This window comes from Bradyrhizobium sp. NC92 (genome assembly GCF_025200865.1).
GTDB lineage: Bacteria > Pseudomonadota > Alphaproteobacteria > Rhizobiales > Xanthobacteraceae > Bradyrhizobium.
The window spans coordinates 7,043,179-7,060,785 of record NZ_CP104171.1; the positions used below are offsets into that span (position 1 = coordinate 7,043,179).

General features: G+C 60.3%; 11 protein-coding genes and 1 pseudogene. 7 read left to right on the plus strand and 5 right to left on the minus strand.

Features of this window, described 5'->3' with window-relative positions; translation table 11 throughout:
• Positions 1-664: 664 nt before the first annotated feature.
• From N2602_RS32895 to N2602_RS32905, 3 genes are read left to right on the plus strand one after another with little or no spacing between them, the layout of a single operon-like run.
• Positions 665-2,017, plus strand: coding sequence for an aspartate aminotransferase family protein (locus N2602_RS32895; RefSeq protein WP_260380716.1), 1,353 nt, complete (start codon positions 665-667; stop codon positions 2,015-2,017).
• Positions 2,018-2,056: 39 nt separating this feature from the next.
• Positions 2,057-3,073 carry a tripartite tricarboxylate transporter substrate binding protein gene (locus tag N2602_RS32900; RefSeq protein ID WP_260380717.1) on the plus strand — a complete coding sequence of 339 codons (1,017 nt, stop codon included), beginning with the start codon at positions 2,057-2,059 and terminating at the stop codon, positions 3,071-3,073.
• A gap of 8 nt (positions 3,074-3,081) precedes the next feature.
• Complete coding sequence (locus N2602_RS32905) at positions 3,082-4,128, plus strand: phosphotriesterase (RefSeq protein ID WP_260380718.1); 1,047 nt, start codon at positions 3,082-3,084, stop codon at positions 4,126-4,128.
• Between the two features lie 578 nt (positions 4,129-4,706).
• Here N2602_RS32905 and N2602_RS32910 read toward each other — a convergent pair.
• The 4 genes from N2602_RS32910 to N2602_RS32925 form a co-directional block, all read right to left on the minus strand.
• Positions 4,707-6,803, minus strand: coding sequence for a 3-hydroxyacyl-CoA dehydrogenase NAD-binding domain-containing protein (locus tag N2602_RS32910; RefSeq protein WP_260380719.1), 2,097 nt, complete (start codon positions 6,801-6,803; stop codon positions 4,707-4,709).
• Between the two features lie 446 nt (positions 6,804-7,249).
• Positions 7,250-7,543 (minus strand): hypothetical protein, encoded by a 294-nt coding sequence (locus N2602_RS32915; protein WP_260380720.1) that lies wholly within the window; start codon positions 7,541-7,543, stop codon positions 7,250-7,252.
• Positions 7,544-8,157: 614 nt separating this feature from the next.
• Positions 8,158-9,387: a CaiB/BaiF CoA-transferase family protein gene (locus N2602_RS32920; RefSeq protein ID WP_260380721.1), complete on the minus strand. Its 1,230-nt coding sequence runs from the start codon at positions 9,385-9,387 to the stop codon at positions 8,158-8,160.
• Positions 9,388-9,398: 11 nt separating this feature from the next.
• Positions 9,399-9,707, minus strand: coding sequence for a hypothetical protein (locus tag N2602_RS32925; protein WP_260380722.1), 309 nt, complete (start codon positions 9,705-9,707; stop codon positions 9,399-9,401).
• A 1,075-nt stretch (positions 9,708-10,782) separates the two neighbouring features.
• Here N2602_RS32925 and N2602_RS32930 point away from each other — a divergent pair.
• Positions 10,783-11,955: a thiolase family protein gene (locus tag N2602_RS32930; RefSeq protein ID WP_260380723.1), complete on the plus strand. Its 1,173-nt coding sequence runs from the start codon at positions 10,783-10,785 to the stop codon at positions 11,953-11,955.
• Between the two features lie 283 nt (positions 11,956-12,238).
• On the opposite strand, the pseudogene N2602_RS32935 reads toward N2602_RS32930, so the two are convergent.
• A pseudogene (locus N2602_RS32935) lies at positions 12,239-14,272 on the minus strand (3-hydroxyacyl-CoA dehydrogenase NAD-binding domain-containing protein).
• Between the two features lie 1,193 nt (positions 14,273-15,465).
• Here N2602_RS32935 and istA point away from each other — a divergent pair.
• Genes istA through N2602_RS32950 form a run of 3 tightly spaced genes read left to right on the plus strand, consistent with a single transcriptional unit; the run spans position 15,466 to position 17,453 of the window.
• Positions 15,466-16,368, plus strand: coding sequence for an IS21 family transposase (gene istA / locus N2602_RS32940; protein ID WP_260380724.1), 903 nt, complete (start codon positions 15,466-15,468; stop codon positions 16,366-16,368).
• Positions 16,295-16,966, plus strand: a complete 672-nt coding sequence (locus tag N2602_RS32945) for a Mu transposase domain-containing protein (RefSeq protein ID WP_260380725.1) — start codon at positions 16,295-16,297, stop codon at positions 16,964-16,966. Before istA ends, N2602_RS32945 begins: the two co-directional genes overlap by 74 nt.
• The gene (locus tag N2602_RS32950; protein ID WP_260380726.1) at positions 16,956-17,453 is read left to right on the plus strand and encodes an ATP-binding protein; all 498 of its coding nucleotides are present in this window, start codon (positions 16,956-16,958) and stop codon (positions 17,451-17,453) included. Before N2602_RS32945 ends, N2602_RS32950 begins: the two co-directional genes overlap by 11 nt.
• Positions 17,454-17,607: the final 154 nt, after the last annotated feature.

The window sequence follows — 17,607 nt, forward strand, 5'->3', positions numbered from 1 at the left end:
GCCAGAACACACCCTGGCACCATCTCACACTCTGCCATCGGGCCGTTGACAGGGTCTTTCGCACTGCTCACTGCTAAGATGCATTAGACGATGCTCTAAGAGTGCATGCTGAAGAACAGCAGCGCCGTTCTCCACGAATGAACGAGCGAGCATCCTTCGGCCGGCAGGATCGATTTGCATAGTGTGGTTCACTACGCCCACGTGCTATTTTCAGAAAGAACTGACGAAGCGCAGCTGCTCCATTTGGAGGATCCACCTCGATTCGTTCCGCTAGTTCAGTCTCTGGAGTTGTTGACACTCGAGCGCCAAACCCGGCACTACTGCAACATCGGAGCCGCATCCCGTTCGATAAGGTAGTACCAAGATAGATGTGGCTCATTTCGAGAATTTCGGTGCTTCAGCAGACCCGCCCTTTGACACTCCAACCGTTCCCGGCATTCTCGAGAGGAAATTGGCAAGGAGAGGCAAGGACCGGGTTCCCTCTCCACAAGAGAGTTGGCGAGCCACAAAACAACAGATCCTTGTCCTTCCCTGAGTGCATGAAAGCATCGCACTGAAGCGATCAGCTGCATAATTTCGGCCCTGTAGAACCTACATTAGAAGAATTCGACTTAGTGGGCCGAATAGAATTACAAAGCTCCTGACGGCCCGAAGAGGAACAGCGATGAATGTTGTCGAGACCCAGAGCGCCAATTCGGCCTTCGATGAGGCGCTTCGCTGTGCCATCGGCGCCTATGTGGCGCGCAATCCCAACAGCGCGAAGCAGCATGCGTCCGCGTGCGAGGCCATGCCCGGCGGTAACACCCGCACTGTGTTGTTCCATGAGCCGTTCCCCTTGACGATCCGTTGCGGGAAGGGCTGCGAAGTGTCGGATGTCGACGGCCATCGCTATTTCGATTTTATGGGCGAGTACACGGCAGGCCTTGCCGGGCATTCCAATGCGATTATCGGCGAGGCAGTCAAGCAGGCGCTTGACAACGGACTGAGCCTATCGGGCCACACGCGCGTCGAAGCGGAGTTTGCTGCGATCATTGCAAAGCGCTTTCCGGCGATGGAGTTGCTGCGTTTCACCAATTCGGGCACTGAGGCAACGCTGCTAGCGTTGACGCTCGCGCGCGTCGCGACCGGTAAAAGGAAAGTGATGGCTTTTGATGGCGCTTATCATGGCTCGGTGTTTACTTTTAAAGCGGCGGTTAATCAGGTCAACGTACCCTTCGATTGGCTGCTTGCGCCCTACAACGATGCTGCCGCGGCGGCAAAGCTGATCGCGCAGCATGCCGACGACATTGCCGCTGTGATCGTTGAACCGATGCAGGGCTCTGGCGGCTGCATTCCTGCCGAGCGAGATTTCCTCTTGACGCTACGCAAGGAGACCGAGAAAGTCGGTGCGCTTCTTGTGTGCGATGAAGTGATGACCTCGCGTCTCGCGCCGGGCGGTCTGCAGACCCGCTACAGCATTCGTCCAGACCTGATGACGCTTGGCAAGTATGTGGCAGGCGGTCTGTCATTCGGCGCCTTCGGCGGCCGCGCCGATTTGATGCAGCGTTTCGATCCGCGTAAGGCGGGTGCGCTTGCCCATGCCGGCACCTTCAACAACAACGTACTTACCATGTCCGCCGGCCTTGCAATGATGACGAAAGTCGCCACGCAGCAGGCATTGGATCGCGTCAATGCGCGCGGCGAAGCGCTGCGTACCCGGCTCGAGTCGCTATGCCGGGAGCATCATGCCCCCCTGTGTGTCACCGGGGTCGGTTCGCTGTTCACCATCCATAGTGTCGCGGGACCGGTGAGATCGATTGCCGATACCATCGCGCAAGATCAGCGCATCAAGGAACTGATGTTCTTCGATCTTCTCGAGCAGGGAATCTATCTTGCCCGGCGCGGCATGGCGGCGCTTTCGTTCGAAATTGATGATACCGCCTGCGAAAGATTTACCGCCGCCTTCGACCAATTTCTCAGGCGGCGGAAACTGCTATTTGCGGCAGACAGGACCAGCCTACGTTCCGCACGCAGCTGATCCGCGTCTCGAGGGAGCGTAGCAATTTCTGGAAGAACAATGCGCTCGGAACGCACATTCAGGGGCATGTCCAATCCAAGCCGCCGCGCCGTACTCGCCGCTAGCGCTACAGCGCTGTCGTTGCCGTTCATTGGCCGGGCGTCCGGTCAAGCACAATGGCCAACGCGGGTAGTCAAGGTGGTCGTGCCGTTCGCAGCGGGCGGTACAACCGATATCCTCGGCCGTCTGATGGCGCAAAGGTTATCTGAGGAATACGGCCAGCAGTTCATCGTCGAGAACAAGGCAGGAGCCGGGGGCAATCTCGGCGCCGATTACGTCACGAAGGCTGATCCGGATGGCTACACTCTCGTGATCGGTACGCCCGGTCCGCACGTCATCAACCAGTATATGTATAAGAACCAGCCGTTCGACGGTGCAAAGGACCTTGCGCCCGTCGTGGTGATTGCGCGCGTGCCTAACCTGATCTCGGTCAATCTCGATGTAAAGGCGAATACGCTGCAGGAGCTTATCGCGCTCGCGAAGGCGGACCCGGGCAAGCTTTCTTACGCGTCGCCGGGCACCGGCGGCACTGGCCACGTGGCGACCGAGCTTTTGAAGTCGATGGCCGGCATCGATTTACTACACGTGCCGTATCGCGGCAGCGCACCGGCGCTGACTGACGTGATCGGAGGCCGGGTCGAGATCTCGCTCGACAATCTTCCTGCGGCTCTGCCGTATGTGGAGGCTGGTAAGCTCCGCGCACTTGCCGTCACCACCGCAAAGCGCTGGCCGGAATTGCCAAACGTGCCGACTGTCGCCGAAGCCGGGGTTCCGGGTTATGAGGCCTCCTCCTGGTTCACGATCGCAGCTCCTGTTAAGACGCGTGCAGACATCGTCGCCAAGCTAAACAGGAGCGCGAATACCTATCTGGCCGACAAGGACATGGCACAGAAAATGCGAAAGCTCGGCGCCGATCCGGTCGGCGGCTCACCAGAAGAGATGGCGACGTTGATCGCCGATGAGAACGTTAAATGGAAGAAGGCGATCGAGTTCGCTGGACTCAAGCCGGAGCAGTGAGGCTACCAATGTCGAAGCTCGACAGACTTGCCCTAAAAGGACAGGCGCAAACGGTGCTAGGGATTGTCGACCCTGCCGCCCTTGGACCCACTTTGATGCACGAGCACGTCATCTGCGATATCACGCCGCCCAAATATGTCGCGGCAGGCGTCGAAGACGTCGAGATCGAGCTCTGCAATTGTTGGCAAATCAATTACGGGCAAAAGCGATCCGGCCTCAAAACCAAGCTCAATCAGCAAGATATTGCAGCAAACGAAATCCGCGAGATGGTTGCGGCAGGCGGACGTACAATTGTCGAGCTCACCTCAGGCGGTTTGAAACCGGATCCGCGCGGACTGGCGGATATCTCCCGGGCCAGCGGAGCTCACATTGTAATGGGCTGCGGTCATTATGTTCACGACTTCCAGGACCAGCGGAATCACGCGCGAGGGGTTGAGGATTTCGCGTCTGAGATGATCTCGCAGGTTCTGGAAGGTGCGTGGGGAACTGACGTGCGCGCCGGAATCATCGGCGAGATCGGTTGTCAATTGCCGTGGACGAACCTTGAGCGGCGCGTGATGCAGGGCGCGATCCTTGCGCAGCGGGAAACCGGTGCTACGATCAATGTGCACCCTGGTCGTCATGAAGACCAGCCACAAGAGGTGGCGGAATTCTTCTTGAAGCAGGACGCTCCCATGGATCGCATGGTGATGAGCCACATTGACCGGACGATCTTCGACGAGGATCGATTGCTGCGCCTTGCCGATACGGGCTGCGTCATCGAGTTCGACCTTTTTGGCATGGAGCAGTCCTACTACAGTCACGCGGATATCGACATGCCGAACGATGCTGTACGCCTGCGCCTGATGCGGGCATTGATCAAGCGCGGGCATCTCGAGCAGATCGTTATCAGTCACGACATCTGCCACCGCACGCGTCTAATGCGTTTCGGCGGGCACGGCTATCAACACATTTTCGCCAATGTGATCCCGATGATGCGTCGCCGCGGCTATAGCGAGACGGAGATCGACACGATCATCGTCCGGACACCGAAGCGGCTTTTGACCTTCGTCTGACCAATTCTCGGACCTCGTCACCGCAGTTCCGGAATGAATGGTAGCATCTAAGTGCCTTCGCTGGTCGCCGATGTGGACTAGTGGCCTGCGGGACCTGTAGGGGCTTCCCTTCCGGGCAAATTGTGCCGTGGGCCGGTGATGGAGACCGACCTCGATGGCTAACTCCCTTCCCTGGACCGTTGCCCTTTCATTCTTGGGCCCGTGAAAGATGCGAGTATGGGTTGTCGCAGCGGTTCGTCGTGGCGCCTCAACAGCGGTCGAAATGATCAATGAGTGGCGGAGCCCGCCAGGCGCCTGCGAACCGGGAGCGTAGAACGACAGCCTACGCAGGGCGACTGGCATGACTTGCCCCGATAGCTCCCGAGTTTACGTCGTACTCCATATTCCGACTGACTAGTGACTAGGGCCCGAAGGTGACCGAAAATGATGAAATCGGTCTCGATGGGACTGGTGTGCTGTCGGTGATCGCGCGATCAGCAATCGCGGTCGGTTTTTGCCTTGGGGATGTTATTAGAGCCTCCATATTCTCGCTTCGCCTCCCTGACGTGTCCCGATAGACATTGATGGAAAATGCATCATCACGCCGCTTTCGACGCTGCCGCCAGCGAGGCGAACGTCTTGCCCTCTGCCGCGAGCTTCTCAAGCAGCGGTGCTGGCTCAAGGTTTGGGTCGTTGGTCTCCTTGGCGTAGACGGCGAGGCGCTTAGCGATGTGCTTGAGGCCGACGGTATCGGCCCAGTACATCGGCCCGCCGCGGTAGATCGGCCAGCCATAGCCGTAGAGCCAGACCACGTCGATGTCGGACGGGCGGGCCGCGATGCCCTCTTCGAGGATCTTCGCGCCCTCGTTGATCATCGGGTACATCATGCGCTCGAGGATCTCGTCATCCCTGACGATTCGCTTCTCGCGGCCGAGACGCATCAACGTCTCCTCGATCAGCTTCTCGACTTCAGGATCAGGCAGCGGCGCGCGCGAGCCGGCTTCATATTTGTAGTAGCCCTTGCCGGTCTTCTGGCCGAAGCGGCCTGCTTCGCACAACGCGTCCGCGATCTCCGACCTAACGCCTCGATCCTTACGCGAGCGCCAGCTGACGTCGAGGCCGGCGAGATCGCTCATCGCGAAAGGCCCCATGGGCATGCCAAATTTTGTGACAACGGCGTCGATCTGCTGCGGCAGCGCGCCTTCGAACAGGAGCTTCTCAGCCTGCTTGCTGCGCTGGGCCAGCATGCGGTTGCCCACAAAACCGTGGCAGACGCCGACCACAGCCGGCACCTTCGAGATCTTGCGAGCGATGGACACGGCCGTGACGAGTGCGTCCGGCGCGGTCTTGTTCGCGCGCACGATCTCGCACAGCTTCATGACGTTGGCCGGCGAGAAGAAGTGCATGCCGAGCACGTCCTGCGGACGCTTGGTCGACTTCGCGATCTCATCGATGTTCAGGAGGGAAGTGTTGGAAGCGAGCACCGCGCCAAGCTTGGCATATTGATCGAGCTTGCCGAACACTTCCTTCTTCACCGCCATGGTCTCGAACACGGCCTCGATGACGAGGTCGGCATCGCCGACATTCTCGATGCCAACGACACCATTGATCAGCGCCATGCGCTTGGCGGGCGCATCCATCGGGATGCCGCCGCGAGCGGCAGTCGCCTCCCAGTTCTTCTGCATGACGCCGAGGCCGCGCTTGAGCTGCTCCTCGCCAGTCTCGATCAGGGTGACGGGAATGCCGGCATTGGCAAAAGACATCGCTATGCCGCCGCCCATGGTGCCGGCGCCCAGAATGGCGACGCGGTTCACGGGCCGCGGCTTGGTGCCTTCAGGTACGCCCGCGATCTTGTTGGCCTCGCGCTCGGCGAAAAAGGCGTAGCGCTGCGCCTTGGACTGGTCGCTAGCGACGAGCTTGAGAAAGCCCTCGCGCTCCTTCTTCAGACCTTCGTCGAACGGCAGGTCGATGGCGTAGCCGACGGCATCAGCCGCCGCGAACGGCGCCTCCAGGCCGCGCGCCTTCTTGGTCATCGCAGCGACCGCATTGGTGAAGATCGAGCGGTCAGCCTTGGCCGCCGCGATCTTGGAATCGTCGTCGCGCAGGCGGCGCAGCGGACGCTTCTCGGCCAGCAGCTTGCGCACGAAGGCCTCGCCGCCGGAGGCCGGGCCTTCCACGATCTCCTCGATCAGACCGCTCTTAAGCGCTTCCGCAGCACCAATGGGATCGCCGCCGACGATCATCTTGACCGCGAGCTCGGGACCGACCGCGCGCGGCAGGCGCTGGGTGCCGCCGGCACCCGGTAGCAGGCCGAGCTTCACCTCGGGCAGGCCAAGCCTGGCTTCCTTCACGGCCACGCGGAAATGACAGGCGAGCGCGACCTCGAGGCCGCCTCCGAGCGCGGTGCCGTGGATCGCGGCGACGACGGGCTTAGGTGAATTCTCGATCTCGGCGAGCACGTCGTTGACTGCGGGCGGCTTCCGCGGCTTGCCGAATTCGGTGATGTCGGCGCCAGCAATGAAGGTGCGCCCGGCGCAGGTCAGCACGATGCCCTTGATCGCCAGATCGGCAATCGCGGCCTTGACACACTCTAGGATACCACCGCGGACCGCGGCACTCAGCGCATTGACCGGAGGGCTATTGACAGTGACGATCCCGACTTCGTCATGACGCTCAAGCTTGACCACTTCACTCACGCTGCACTCCTGGGTTAAGCATCAAACATTTACTGGGTAGCGAACCAGTCGGTTAGCCAATCTGCTGAGTCGCCCTTCACAGCATCGATCGAAGCAACTTCATCTCGCAGATCCAGCAGAATAGCGGGGTATCGATATCGATTAATGCAATGGCTCACAGAAGCACGCGTAAATACTGCGCAATCCGCTCTACGAAGCCGAGTTTGATCATCAGACCATCCGTGCTGGTCGCCCCGCTCAATGCGGCCTGCGTCCTTTCTAACAAGAGCCCCTCCTCTCTCAAGGCGGACGCGGCAGCCTATCCAATTCTGGAATACTCGCCCATTATCTAACCCTCGTTGCAGGCTAGTCATACTGGCACGTAGACATTCACCAGCGCTGAGCGTCAGCGATAAGGATTGCTCTGGCGAATCCGTGATTACGGATCACGCTGTTGATCACTGGAGCTAAAGGATATCCAATGGCGATAGCAGATTTTGAGCTCTTGCAAGATCGAGATACTTTTGCTTCGTTAGCGTGGTAAAGGCGCAGCGCAGAACAAGGATTGGTCCGCACTGCGCGGCTGCGCCCGCGTCCAATTGCATTGCCTGCTTCCACTGGGCGAGTAGGATTGGCCAGCTCGCGCTGCTGTCGACATGGGCGAGAGTCGGCATGTATCGTCGTGGTGCGGCGAATGCTGCCGAAGACAACGCCGCCAACGGCGCGAAGCCGATAGAGGCAGTCGTCACTTTCCCGAGCACGGTGTGTCTCCATTATTCCTACGGTGACTGCTGCTTGACCTTCTTTGCTCCTTCCACAATCGCAGTGGCCAGATCGCTTATATCGCTCTCGCGCATGGGAGTTGAGAGTGCCCCTGAAACGGTTTGGCGTCAGTAGATAGCCGCACTCTAAGGCTGCAAACTCAATTCGCTCGATGGCTTGCTCCTGCGAAGACCACCGAAAAGAGCTTCGGCCGTCGCTGATCGGTGTCGTCTTCGTGCACTGGCGACATCGGGCGACTGCAGTGCGCCCCCTACTAGAGCCTAGCCAGGCAGTCAGCTATCCCAGCGCACGACGAGCATGCCACTTACATACGCAAGTTTCTTCGCACTTTCTGTCCGCAGAATACGCGGCTTCGCACGCCAAGATTCGTCAAGGTGTAGAAGCCGTTTCGACGAAAACCTGCGGGAGGCGGAAAGAGGACAAGCCTTCTGAGCGACTGTTGGCGTTCAAAGAACTCAGGCACTTTTTGGCCGATTCAGCTCGAGTCATGCACCGATTTGCACGAATGCGATACTTTCAAGCTGCAATTGGCAGAGTATGAACTATGGCCGTCCCATAAACTGCGGTTGCAAGATACGACAATCATTTCAGGCTAAATTGCCCCGATCTGCTTCAGCTGTGCGATTTTTGTCTCATCATAGGCAAGCTTGTTGGCCAATACCTCTTGCGTATGCTCGCCGAGCAGTGGCGGGGCACGGTATTCGGTGATCGGTGTTTCCGAGAAGGTCAATGCGTTGCGGATCAAGGACAGCTCAGGTGCGAACTTGTGCTTGACGGTCACCCGCATGCCCCGCTCGACTACGTGCGGATCGGCGAACATCTGGTCAAAATCATTGACCGGCCCGCAGGGCACGCCGGCCTTCTCAAACTTGTCCAACCAATGCGCGAGGGTGTTTTTCAGCAGAAGATCGGCAAAGATCGCCATGATTTCCTTGCCGTTTGCGACTCGATCGTTGTTCTTGACGAATTTCGGGTTGGTAGCGAGTTCGGGTGCCTCAAGAGCAGCGCAGGCGCGGGCGAACTGACCGTCGTTGCCGACCACCAGCATCAGCTCACCGTCTGCACAGCGAAACACGCCCAGAGGCAGGCTACCATTTCCCCAGGTGCCGCGCCGGGGCGGGCTCTTCCCGTTAACGAGGTAGATCTGAAGATAGTGGCTGAGTGAGGCGATCACGGTGTCGAGCAGGCAGACGTCGATGTGCTGCCCAGCTCCGTTATTGACCTTGCGGTGATAGAGGGCCGAAAGGATACCGATCGAGGTATTCATGCCGGTCATATAGTCGACGATGGACGGACCGACCTTCATTGGCCCCGCGCCTGGTTCGCCATCCATATGGCCGGTGACGCTCATCAAGCCACCCATAGCCTGGAAGATCGCATCATACCCCGCCCGCGGCGCGTAGGGACCGGTCTGGCCGAAGCCGGTCACCGAGCAGTAGATGATGCCTGGATTGATCTTCTTGATCGACTCGTAATCGAGGCCGTAACGCTTGAGGTCTCCAACCTTGTAGTTTTCCATGAAGACGTCGACGTCCTTGGCAAGCTGACGGATGATCTCCTGCCCTTCGGGCTTTGCGATGTTGACCGTAACCGATTTTTTGTTGCGGTTCGCGCAGAGGTAGAAGGAATTGTTGCTGTTCTCCCTTCCCTCAGGGTCAGTCAAATAAGGCGGCCCGAAGGCGCGCGCCTCGTCGCCGGCACCGGGCCGCTCAATCTTGATCACCTCGGCACCGAGATCGCCCAGCATCTGGCCCGACAAAGGCCCGGCCAGCACACGCGTGAGATCAAGGATCTTGATGCCAGAAAGCGGCATGATCGACATTGAAGTTTCTCCTATTGACTATTCTCAAGGGTGAACACGCCCGCGTATCTTGGCACTCGCGACAGCAAACGATTTCGAGTTCGATAGCCGCATCGCTTTGACTGCGCGGTTCGCGGACGGGGTTCTTCCGTGAAGGTTGGCGATACATGAGTATGTTGCAGTAGGTAGGCGCTCTTGCTCGCACGATTGCGCAATACCACAGGTGCATCCACTGCGACACCATGTTCGGCAGTGAGTAGAAATGGATTGACGTCGGTCGAGCCGATACGGCCACCAGCATCGGCGATCACATTGGAGAGTCCAACCGGCACCTTGATCACCGATCTTTCGGTCGGGCACCCGGACTGCCTGTAGGGTTGAGCCTGCGTGGACACCGGATTCACGTGAAGCATTATTCAGTCCTAGCACTGACTAAAGAACAGAAGACACACCAAGCTCAGCAGCAAGAAGCTGGCAATCATTCTCACGAGAAACAGATCTTGCCTGTCACCAGCCGCCATTAGAGCTAGAGCTGCATCGACAACACAACCTCAACAACTCGAGCGGCCGCCAGAGTGATGTACGGCGATCTGGGCTACTCGACCTGCTGCCTCTAAGTGGCACGAGAGTCCAGCTGGATTGCGCTCTTGCCTCCTCGTATACTTAGCCACCTCGTTGAGCCGAAGTTCTTCAATGTAGAGGATTAAATAGCCGGAATTCTTCACGCGGTCGAACGACCGTGAAGTTTTTTTTGCGTGAGTGGAGACTACCAGGCAGCGCTGCCTGAAACGTCGATGGCGCGCTTACCACGGGTTCTCGCCGCCAGTGAATGGGCCGCAGCATCGGACCATCTCGCGCGCTGGCCAAACAGCTTTCGTTGCGGGTTTCAACGAAGCCAGAAGAGCAGTGGATTCGCAGTCTGACTCTCGTTCGAGCGGCATTGGCCCGCAACGACCGCATGGATGGAACGCGGCCCGCAGTGGACAACCGCGCAGCGCTCGCCGTCGTGAATTCTGCGAAGCATCTTCGCAAACTACTTTATATTCCTTCGATCAGCGCATTATTTCTCAAATGGACACCGTTTTTTTGGAGGAATTCCGCCCGAACCGGCGCTAAGCTGCTTCTATGAAATCGCAAGCTGAACCATCTCTCGACATCCTGCTCCTCAAACGAGGGGTGCAGCCTTTACGTCCCAATCCGACGCCGCTCGCCGACTCCCTGACGAATCCGGCTACGTTCAAATTGCCCGTCATCTCCGAGATGGCCTGGGTTGAATGTCGTACGGGGCTACGCGTCTCTTGAGAGGCGTGTGTGTGGCATCGAAGACGGCAAGTTCTGACATGACGAGCTAAAGCATTCTGCGCCGGCGGTTGACATTGCCGCGATCGAGAGCGTCCGAAAGAAAGAAGAAGACAAATGCGTGAAGCCGTAATCGTATCCTACGCGCGCACCGGGTTGGCGAAGTCAGGTCGTGGCGGGTTCAATATCACCGCGCCGGTGAGCCTTGCGGCCCACGCGATCAAGCATGCCGTCGAGCGCGCCGGTGTCGAGAAGGATTATGTCGAGGACTGTTATCTCGGCAATTCCGCCCACGGTGCGCGGAACATCGGCCGCCAGGCCGTCCTGCTCGCGGGCCTGCCAAAGACGACCGGCGGGGTATCCGTGAACCGCTTCTGCTCCTCCGGCTTGCAGGCCATCGCGATGGCCGCCACCTCGATCCGTTCGGACGGTGCCGATTGCATCGTTGCCGGGGGGGTCGAGAGCATTTCTATTCCCGGCGGTCCTCTGCCCCAGGAAGTAGTCGATCCAGAGCTCCTGAAGGTCGCCCCCGACATATTCATGGCGATGATCGACACCGCTGATATCGTCGCCGAGCGCTACAAGCTCAGCCGCGAATATCAGGACGAATACTCGCTGGAATCGCAGCGCCGCATGGCCGCTGCGCAGCAGGCCGGCAAGTTCAAGGACGAGATCGTCCCGATGAAGAGCAAGATGAAGGTCGTCGACAAGCAGACCAAGGTCGAGACCATCGTCGACTACATCGTCGATCGCGATGAATGCAATCGCCCCGACACCACTATGGAAGGCCTTGCGAAGCTCGAACCGGTGAAGGGCCCGGGCAAGTTCGTCACCGCCGGCAATGCCAGCCAGCTCTCGGATGGCGCCGCCGCGGTGGTGCTGATGGAGGCCAAGGACGCCGAGAAGCGCGGTCTCAAGCCGCTCGGCCGATTCGTCGCCTGGGCCACCGCGGGTTGCGAGCCGGACGAGATGGGCATCGGCCCGGTGTTTGCGATCCCGAAGCTCTTGAAGCGTACAGGCGTCAAGATCGACGATATCGATCTGTGGGAGCTCAACGAGGCCTTCGCCAGCCAGTGCCTGTATTGTCGCGACAAGCTCGGCATCGACCCCGCCAAGTACAACGTCAACGGCGGCTCGATCGCGATCGGCCATCCCTTCGGCATGACCGGCGCCCGTCTCACCGGCCACCTGCTGCAGGAAGGCGCCCGCCGCAAGGCCAAGTGGGGCGTCGTGACCATGTGCATCGGCGGCGGTCAGGGCGGCGCCGGACTGTTCGAGATCTATAGCTGAGGGGAACCTCCACCATTGTGTGGTTATGGGCGAACGGCCTTCAGCGAGCTCCAGCCTGTTTACGTCGTACTCCACACTCCCCTGAGTAGTGGCTATGGTTCGCAGGTGACCGAAAAGGATGAAATCGGTCTCAGTTGCGATCGGTGTGCTCTCGGGGCTCGTGCAACAAGGCAATTTGGGGCGCGCGAGTTTTGCCTTGGGGATGTAGCCAAAGCATCAACATTCTCGCTTGGCCGCCTTGGTGTGTCCGGCTAAGTCATTGATGACAAATGCTTGATCACGCTTACGACGCTGCCACGAGCGAGGCGAACGTCTTGCCTTCGTCGGCGAGCTTCTTCAGCAGCTGTGCCGGCTGGAGGTTCGGCTCGTCGGTCTCCTTCGCGTAGAAGGCCAAGCGATCGGCGATACGCTTGAGGCCGACGGTATCGGCCCAGTACATCGGCCCGCCGCGGTAGATCGGCCAGCCATAGCCGTAGAGCCAGACCACGTCGATGTCGGACGGGCGGGCCGCGATGCCCTCTTCGAGGATCTTCGCGCCCTCGTTGATCATCGGGTACATCATGCGCTCGAGGATCTCGTCATCCCTGACGATTCGCTTCTTGCGGCCGAGACGCATCAACGTCTCCTCGATCAGCTTCTCGACTTCAGGATCAGGCAGCGGCGCGCGCGAGCCGGCTTCATATTTGTAGTAGCCCTTGCCGGTCTTCTGGCCGAAGCGGCCTGCTTCGCACAACGCGTCCGCGATCTCCGACCTAACGCCTCGATCCTTACGCGAGCGCCAGCTGACGTCGAGGCCGGCGAGATCGCTCATCGCGAAAGGCCCCATGGGCATGCCAAATTTTGTGACAACGGCGTCGATCTGCTGCGGCAGCGCGCCTTCGAACAGGAGCTTCTCAGCCTGCTTGCTGCGCTGGGCCAGCATGCGGTTGCCCACAAAACCGTGGCAGACGCCGACCACAGCCGGCACCTTCGAGATCTTGCGAGCGATGGACACGGCCGTGACGAGTGCGTCCGGCGCGGTCTTGTTCGCGCGCACGATCTCGCACAGCTTCATGACGTTGGCCGGCGAGAAGAAGTGCATGCCGAGCACGTCCTGCGGACGCTTGGTCGACTTCGCGATCTCATCGATGTTCAGGAGGGAAGTGTTGGAAGCGAGCACCGCGCCAAGCTTGGCATATTGATCGAGCTTGCCGAACACCTCCTTCTTTATCGCCATGGTCTCGAACACGGCCTCGATCACGAGGTCGGCCTCGCCGACATTCTCGATCCCCACGACGCCGTTGATCAGCGCCATGCGCTTGGCCGGTGCATCCGCCGGGATGCCGCCGCGCGCGGCGGTTGCTTCCCAGTTCTTCTGCATGATGCCCATGCCGAGCTTGAGCTGCTCCTCGCCGGTCTCGATCAGGATGACGGGAACGCCCGCGTTTGCAAACGACATGCAATGCCGCCGCCCATGGTGCCGGCGCCGAGAATGGCAACACGGCTAACCGGGCGCGGCTTGGTGCCTTCGGGGACGCCCGCGATCTTGTTGGCCTCGCGCTCGGCGAAGAAGGCGTAGCGCTGGGCCTTGGACTGGTCGCCGGCGACGAGCTTGAGGAATCCCTCGCGCTCCTTCCGAATGGCAGGTCGATCGCCGCACCGACCGCATCGGCCGCCGCGAATGGCGCTTCCAGGTCGCGCGACTTCCTGGTCATGGCCGCGACCGCATTGGTGAAGATCGAGCGGTCGGCCTTGGCGGCCGCAGCGGGCGCTTCTCGGCGCCGAGCTTGCGGGCGAAGGCCTCGCCGCCGGCGGCCGGTCCCTCGACGATCTCCTCGATCAGCCCGGCCTTGAGCGCTTCTGAAGCTCCAATGGGATCGCCGCCGACGATCATCTTGAACCGCGAGCTCCGGCCCCACCGCGCGCGGCAGGCGCTGGGTGCCGCCGCTACCGGGCAGCAAACCAAGCTTAACTTTCGGCAGGCCAAGCTTGGCGTCCTTGGTCGCGACGCGGAAATGACAGGCCAACGCAACTTTGAGACCACCGCCGAGCGCGGTGCCGTGAATGGCGGCAACGATCGGCTTCGGCGAGTTCTCGATCTCGGAGAGCACGTCGCTGGCTCCGGGTGGCTTCGGCGGCTTGCCGAACTCGGTGATGTCGGCGCCAGCAATGAAGGTGCGGCGGGCGCAGGTCAGAACGATGGCCTTGATCGCGGGATCGGCGACCGCTTCCTTGATGCATTCCAGAATACCGCCGCGCTGAGCGCATTGACCGGAGGACTGTTGACCATGAGCACACCGATCTCGTCATGACGCTCGAGCTTAACCACCTCACTCACGCTGCACTCCTTTGTTGAACATCAAAATCAGCCGAGTAGCTGACCAGTCTTTCTGGCAAAGAAACCTCGGTTGCGACGCTCCGGATCCACCGCAATGGTGCTTTTGCTCGATCGTCTTTGACAGCAACATCAATTGAAGCAAATTCAGTTCGGAGATCCAGTAGAATAACAGAATATCAATATCGATTCATGCAATGGCTCCAAGGTTCACGCATAAAATCTACGGCACCCGGCTTTATTGAGCCGACCTAATCATCAGACCGTCAATTCTGTCCATACTGGTCAACCACTCAACTCGGGCTGCATCCGTCTGACAAAAGCTGCTCGTAGCTCTCTCGCGCACAGCGCACCGCGGGTGTCGTTGACTGTCGAAAACCGCGCAAAAATGACGACAAGGTATGACGGCAGTAGAGCGAAGGCGTCCGCACGCGCGCTTTCCAATTGCGCCGTAGCGGGCGGACGCCTTCGCGGCGACGACCAGCGTCTAAGTTGAGGAATAAAGACGCGGGGCACGTCTTCGGGCGCCCTCAGGCTCCTTTCGACGTACCCCGCTTTGCGCCTGCCTTATGGTAGAGCTGCGGGTAATCAGCGCCGCAGAAACAAAGCCGGCGTAAGACCGATCTCAACTGGCAAGTGGGGCTCGATGTCACGCCCCACGGACGGTGCGCAGCCTGCACTATCGCACTGTCAGCGCATTCCGTCGACCTTTTCCACCAACCTCCGGCGGCGCTCCGAAAGGACCGCCGCGGATGCTCACGGGCCGCTTCTTTCTGTGCGGCCGCTGCCGTTCGCAGGTAACGATCTACCGCAACTGCGACAGGGACAACGCTATTGCGGCCATGACTGCGCCCGTGCTGCCCGCCGCGAGAGCCTGCGCGAGGCGGGACGGCGTTATCAGCGCAGCCGCCGCGGACGCCTGGCGCATGCGACCCGGGCCCGACGATACCGGGCGCGGCACAACAACGTGACGCATCACTCTCCACCCGCATGCCATGTCGGTTCACTACTGCGCCGGCCTGCGGACGATGTCGTTGTTGCACCTACTGACGTCGGCGAGCGAGCGACGACATCGATCATGCCCATGCCGAGCTGTCGGTTCTGCCGCTGTCGGTTGTCGCTGTTCCTTCGTACCGGCTTCGTGCGTCGCCGGGGCCCTCGTCATGCTCACCCCTATGGAGGCCGAGACCCGACCGATGACCGTTACCCCTGAATTGGAAGGGCAGATTCTGCGTCTGTATCACGTCGAGAAATGGCGCTGCGGCACCATTGCGAAGCAGTTGCACGTTCATCACACGACCGTGCATCGCGTCCTGACCCAGGCCGGACTGCCCAGGAATAGGCCGATATTGCGCCCCACGAAGATCGAGCCCTATCTGCCGATCGTCCTGAAGACGCTGGAGCAGTTCCCCGCACTCACGGCCAGCCGCCTGTATGCGATGATGCGTGAGCGCGGCTACCGCGGGTCGCCCAGCTACTTCCGGCACCTGATCGCTCTGCACCGTCCACGCAAGCCAGCCGAGGCGTTCCTGCGGCTCCGCACGTTGCCGTCTGAACAAGGGCAGATGGATTGGGGGCACTTCGGTCACATCGAGATCGGTCGCGCCCGCCGTCCGCTGATGGCGTTCGTCATGGTGCTGTCGTACTCGCGCGACATCTACTTGCGCTTCTTCCTCGATGCGCGCGTGGAAAACTTCCTGCGCGGCCACATCGGCGCGTTCAACACATGGTGTGGGCTGCCCAGGGTCCTGCTCTACGACAATCTTAAGAGCGCGGTGCTCGAGCGCCAGGGCGATGCGATCCGATTCCATCCCACGCTGCTTGCCTTCGCCGGCCATTATCGGTTCGAGCCGCGTCCTGTCGCGGTTGCCCGGGGCAACGAAAAAGGCCGTGTCGAGCGCGCTACATATCCGGGAGGCATTCTTCATCGCCCGCAAGTTCACCGATCTCGACGACCTGAATGCCCAGGCCGAACAATGGTGCCGATCCGAAGCGGCGGACCGACCATGTCCGGAGGATCGCGAGATGACAGTACGCCAGGCGTTCGCAAAGGAGCAACCACTGCTTCTGCCGCTGCCCGCCAACCCGTATCCCGTTGAGGAGCAGGTCGCCGTGAAGGTCGGCAAAACGCCCTATGTGCGGTTCGACCTGAACGACTACACGGTTCCCCATCCCCATGTTCGGCGCATGCTGAGCGTGCGGGCCGATCTCAGCCAGGTCCGGATCTTCGACGGCGCGCAGATGATCGCCAGTCACCGTCGCAGCTATGATCGTGGCCAAGAGATCGAAGACCGACGACACCTGAAGGATCTCGTTGAGATCGAGCGTGAGGCGCACCAGCATCGCGGCCTCAACAGCCTCACCCGAGCCGTGCCGATCTGTCAGACCCTGATGATCAGGGCCGCCGAACGTGGCACCAACATCGGTGCGCTCACGACCGCGCTGCTGCGGCTGCTTGATCGCTACGGCGCAACGGAATTGCAGGCTGCGGTCGAGGACGCTTTGCGTGCGGGCTCCGTCCATGCGGCGACGGTCCGCGCCGCACTCGAACGTCGGCGCCTGGAGCGTGGTGAACCGCCCCCTGTCGAAACCAGCCTGCCCAAACATGTGCGGCGCAAGGATACAACGGTCCGGCCGCACCGCCTCGACAGCTACGACCAACTGGCTCCTTCTGGAGATAACGACGATGAGCACTGATGATGCCCTGCTGAACCGTGCCAAGGCGCTGCGCCTCAACGGCCTGGTCGAACATTGGGACGAAATCGCCGGCGCCCCATGGCTGGCCCCCATGCTGCAATGGGAGGAGGAGGAACGTGCCCGGCGCTCGCTGCAGCGACGCCTGCGCGACGCCAGGATCGGCCACTTCAAACCGATGGCCGATTACGACTGGCTCTGGCCCAGGCGCCTCGACCGCGCCGCAGTGGAGCAATTGATGTCGCTGGCCTTCATGAACGACGCAACCAACATCGTCTTCGTCGGACCAAACGGCGTCGGAAAGTCGACCTTCGCGCAGAATATCGCCTACCAGGCGCTCATCGCCGGTCACTCGGTTTTGTTCCGATCGGCCAGCGAAATGCTCGGCGAGCTTGCCGCCCTCGACAGCGATACTGCTTTGCGCCCGTCCGGCGTCATTCGACGATCGGATACCTCAGCCCTGTTGAGTTCGAGCGCAAGGTCGGATTAGCTTAACCTAGTGTCCATCAAACCGGCGGCAGCTCAGCGCCCAAAGGCGCTGGTGAAGGAGGTCCGCGAACGATCGACCACTTACGCGTGCCAACCGGGTAAGGACGTCTGTGTTTGGGGTCTTGTGAGACGAGTATTCTTCTGATTGACGCTCC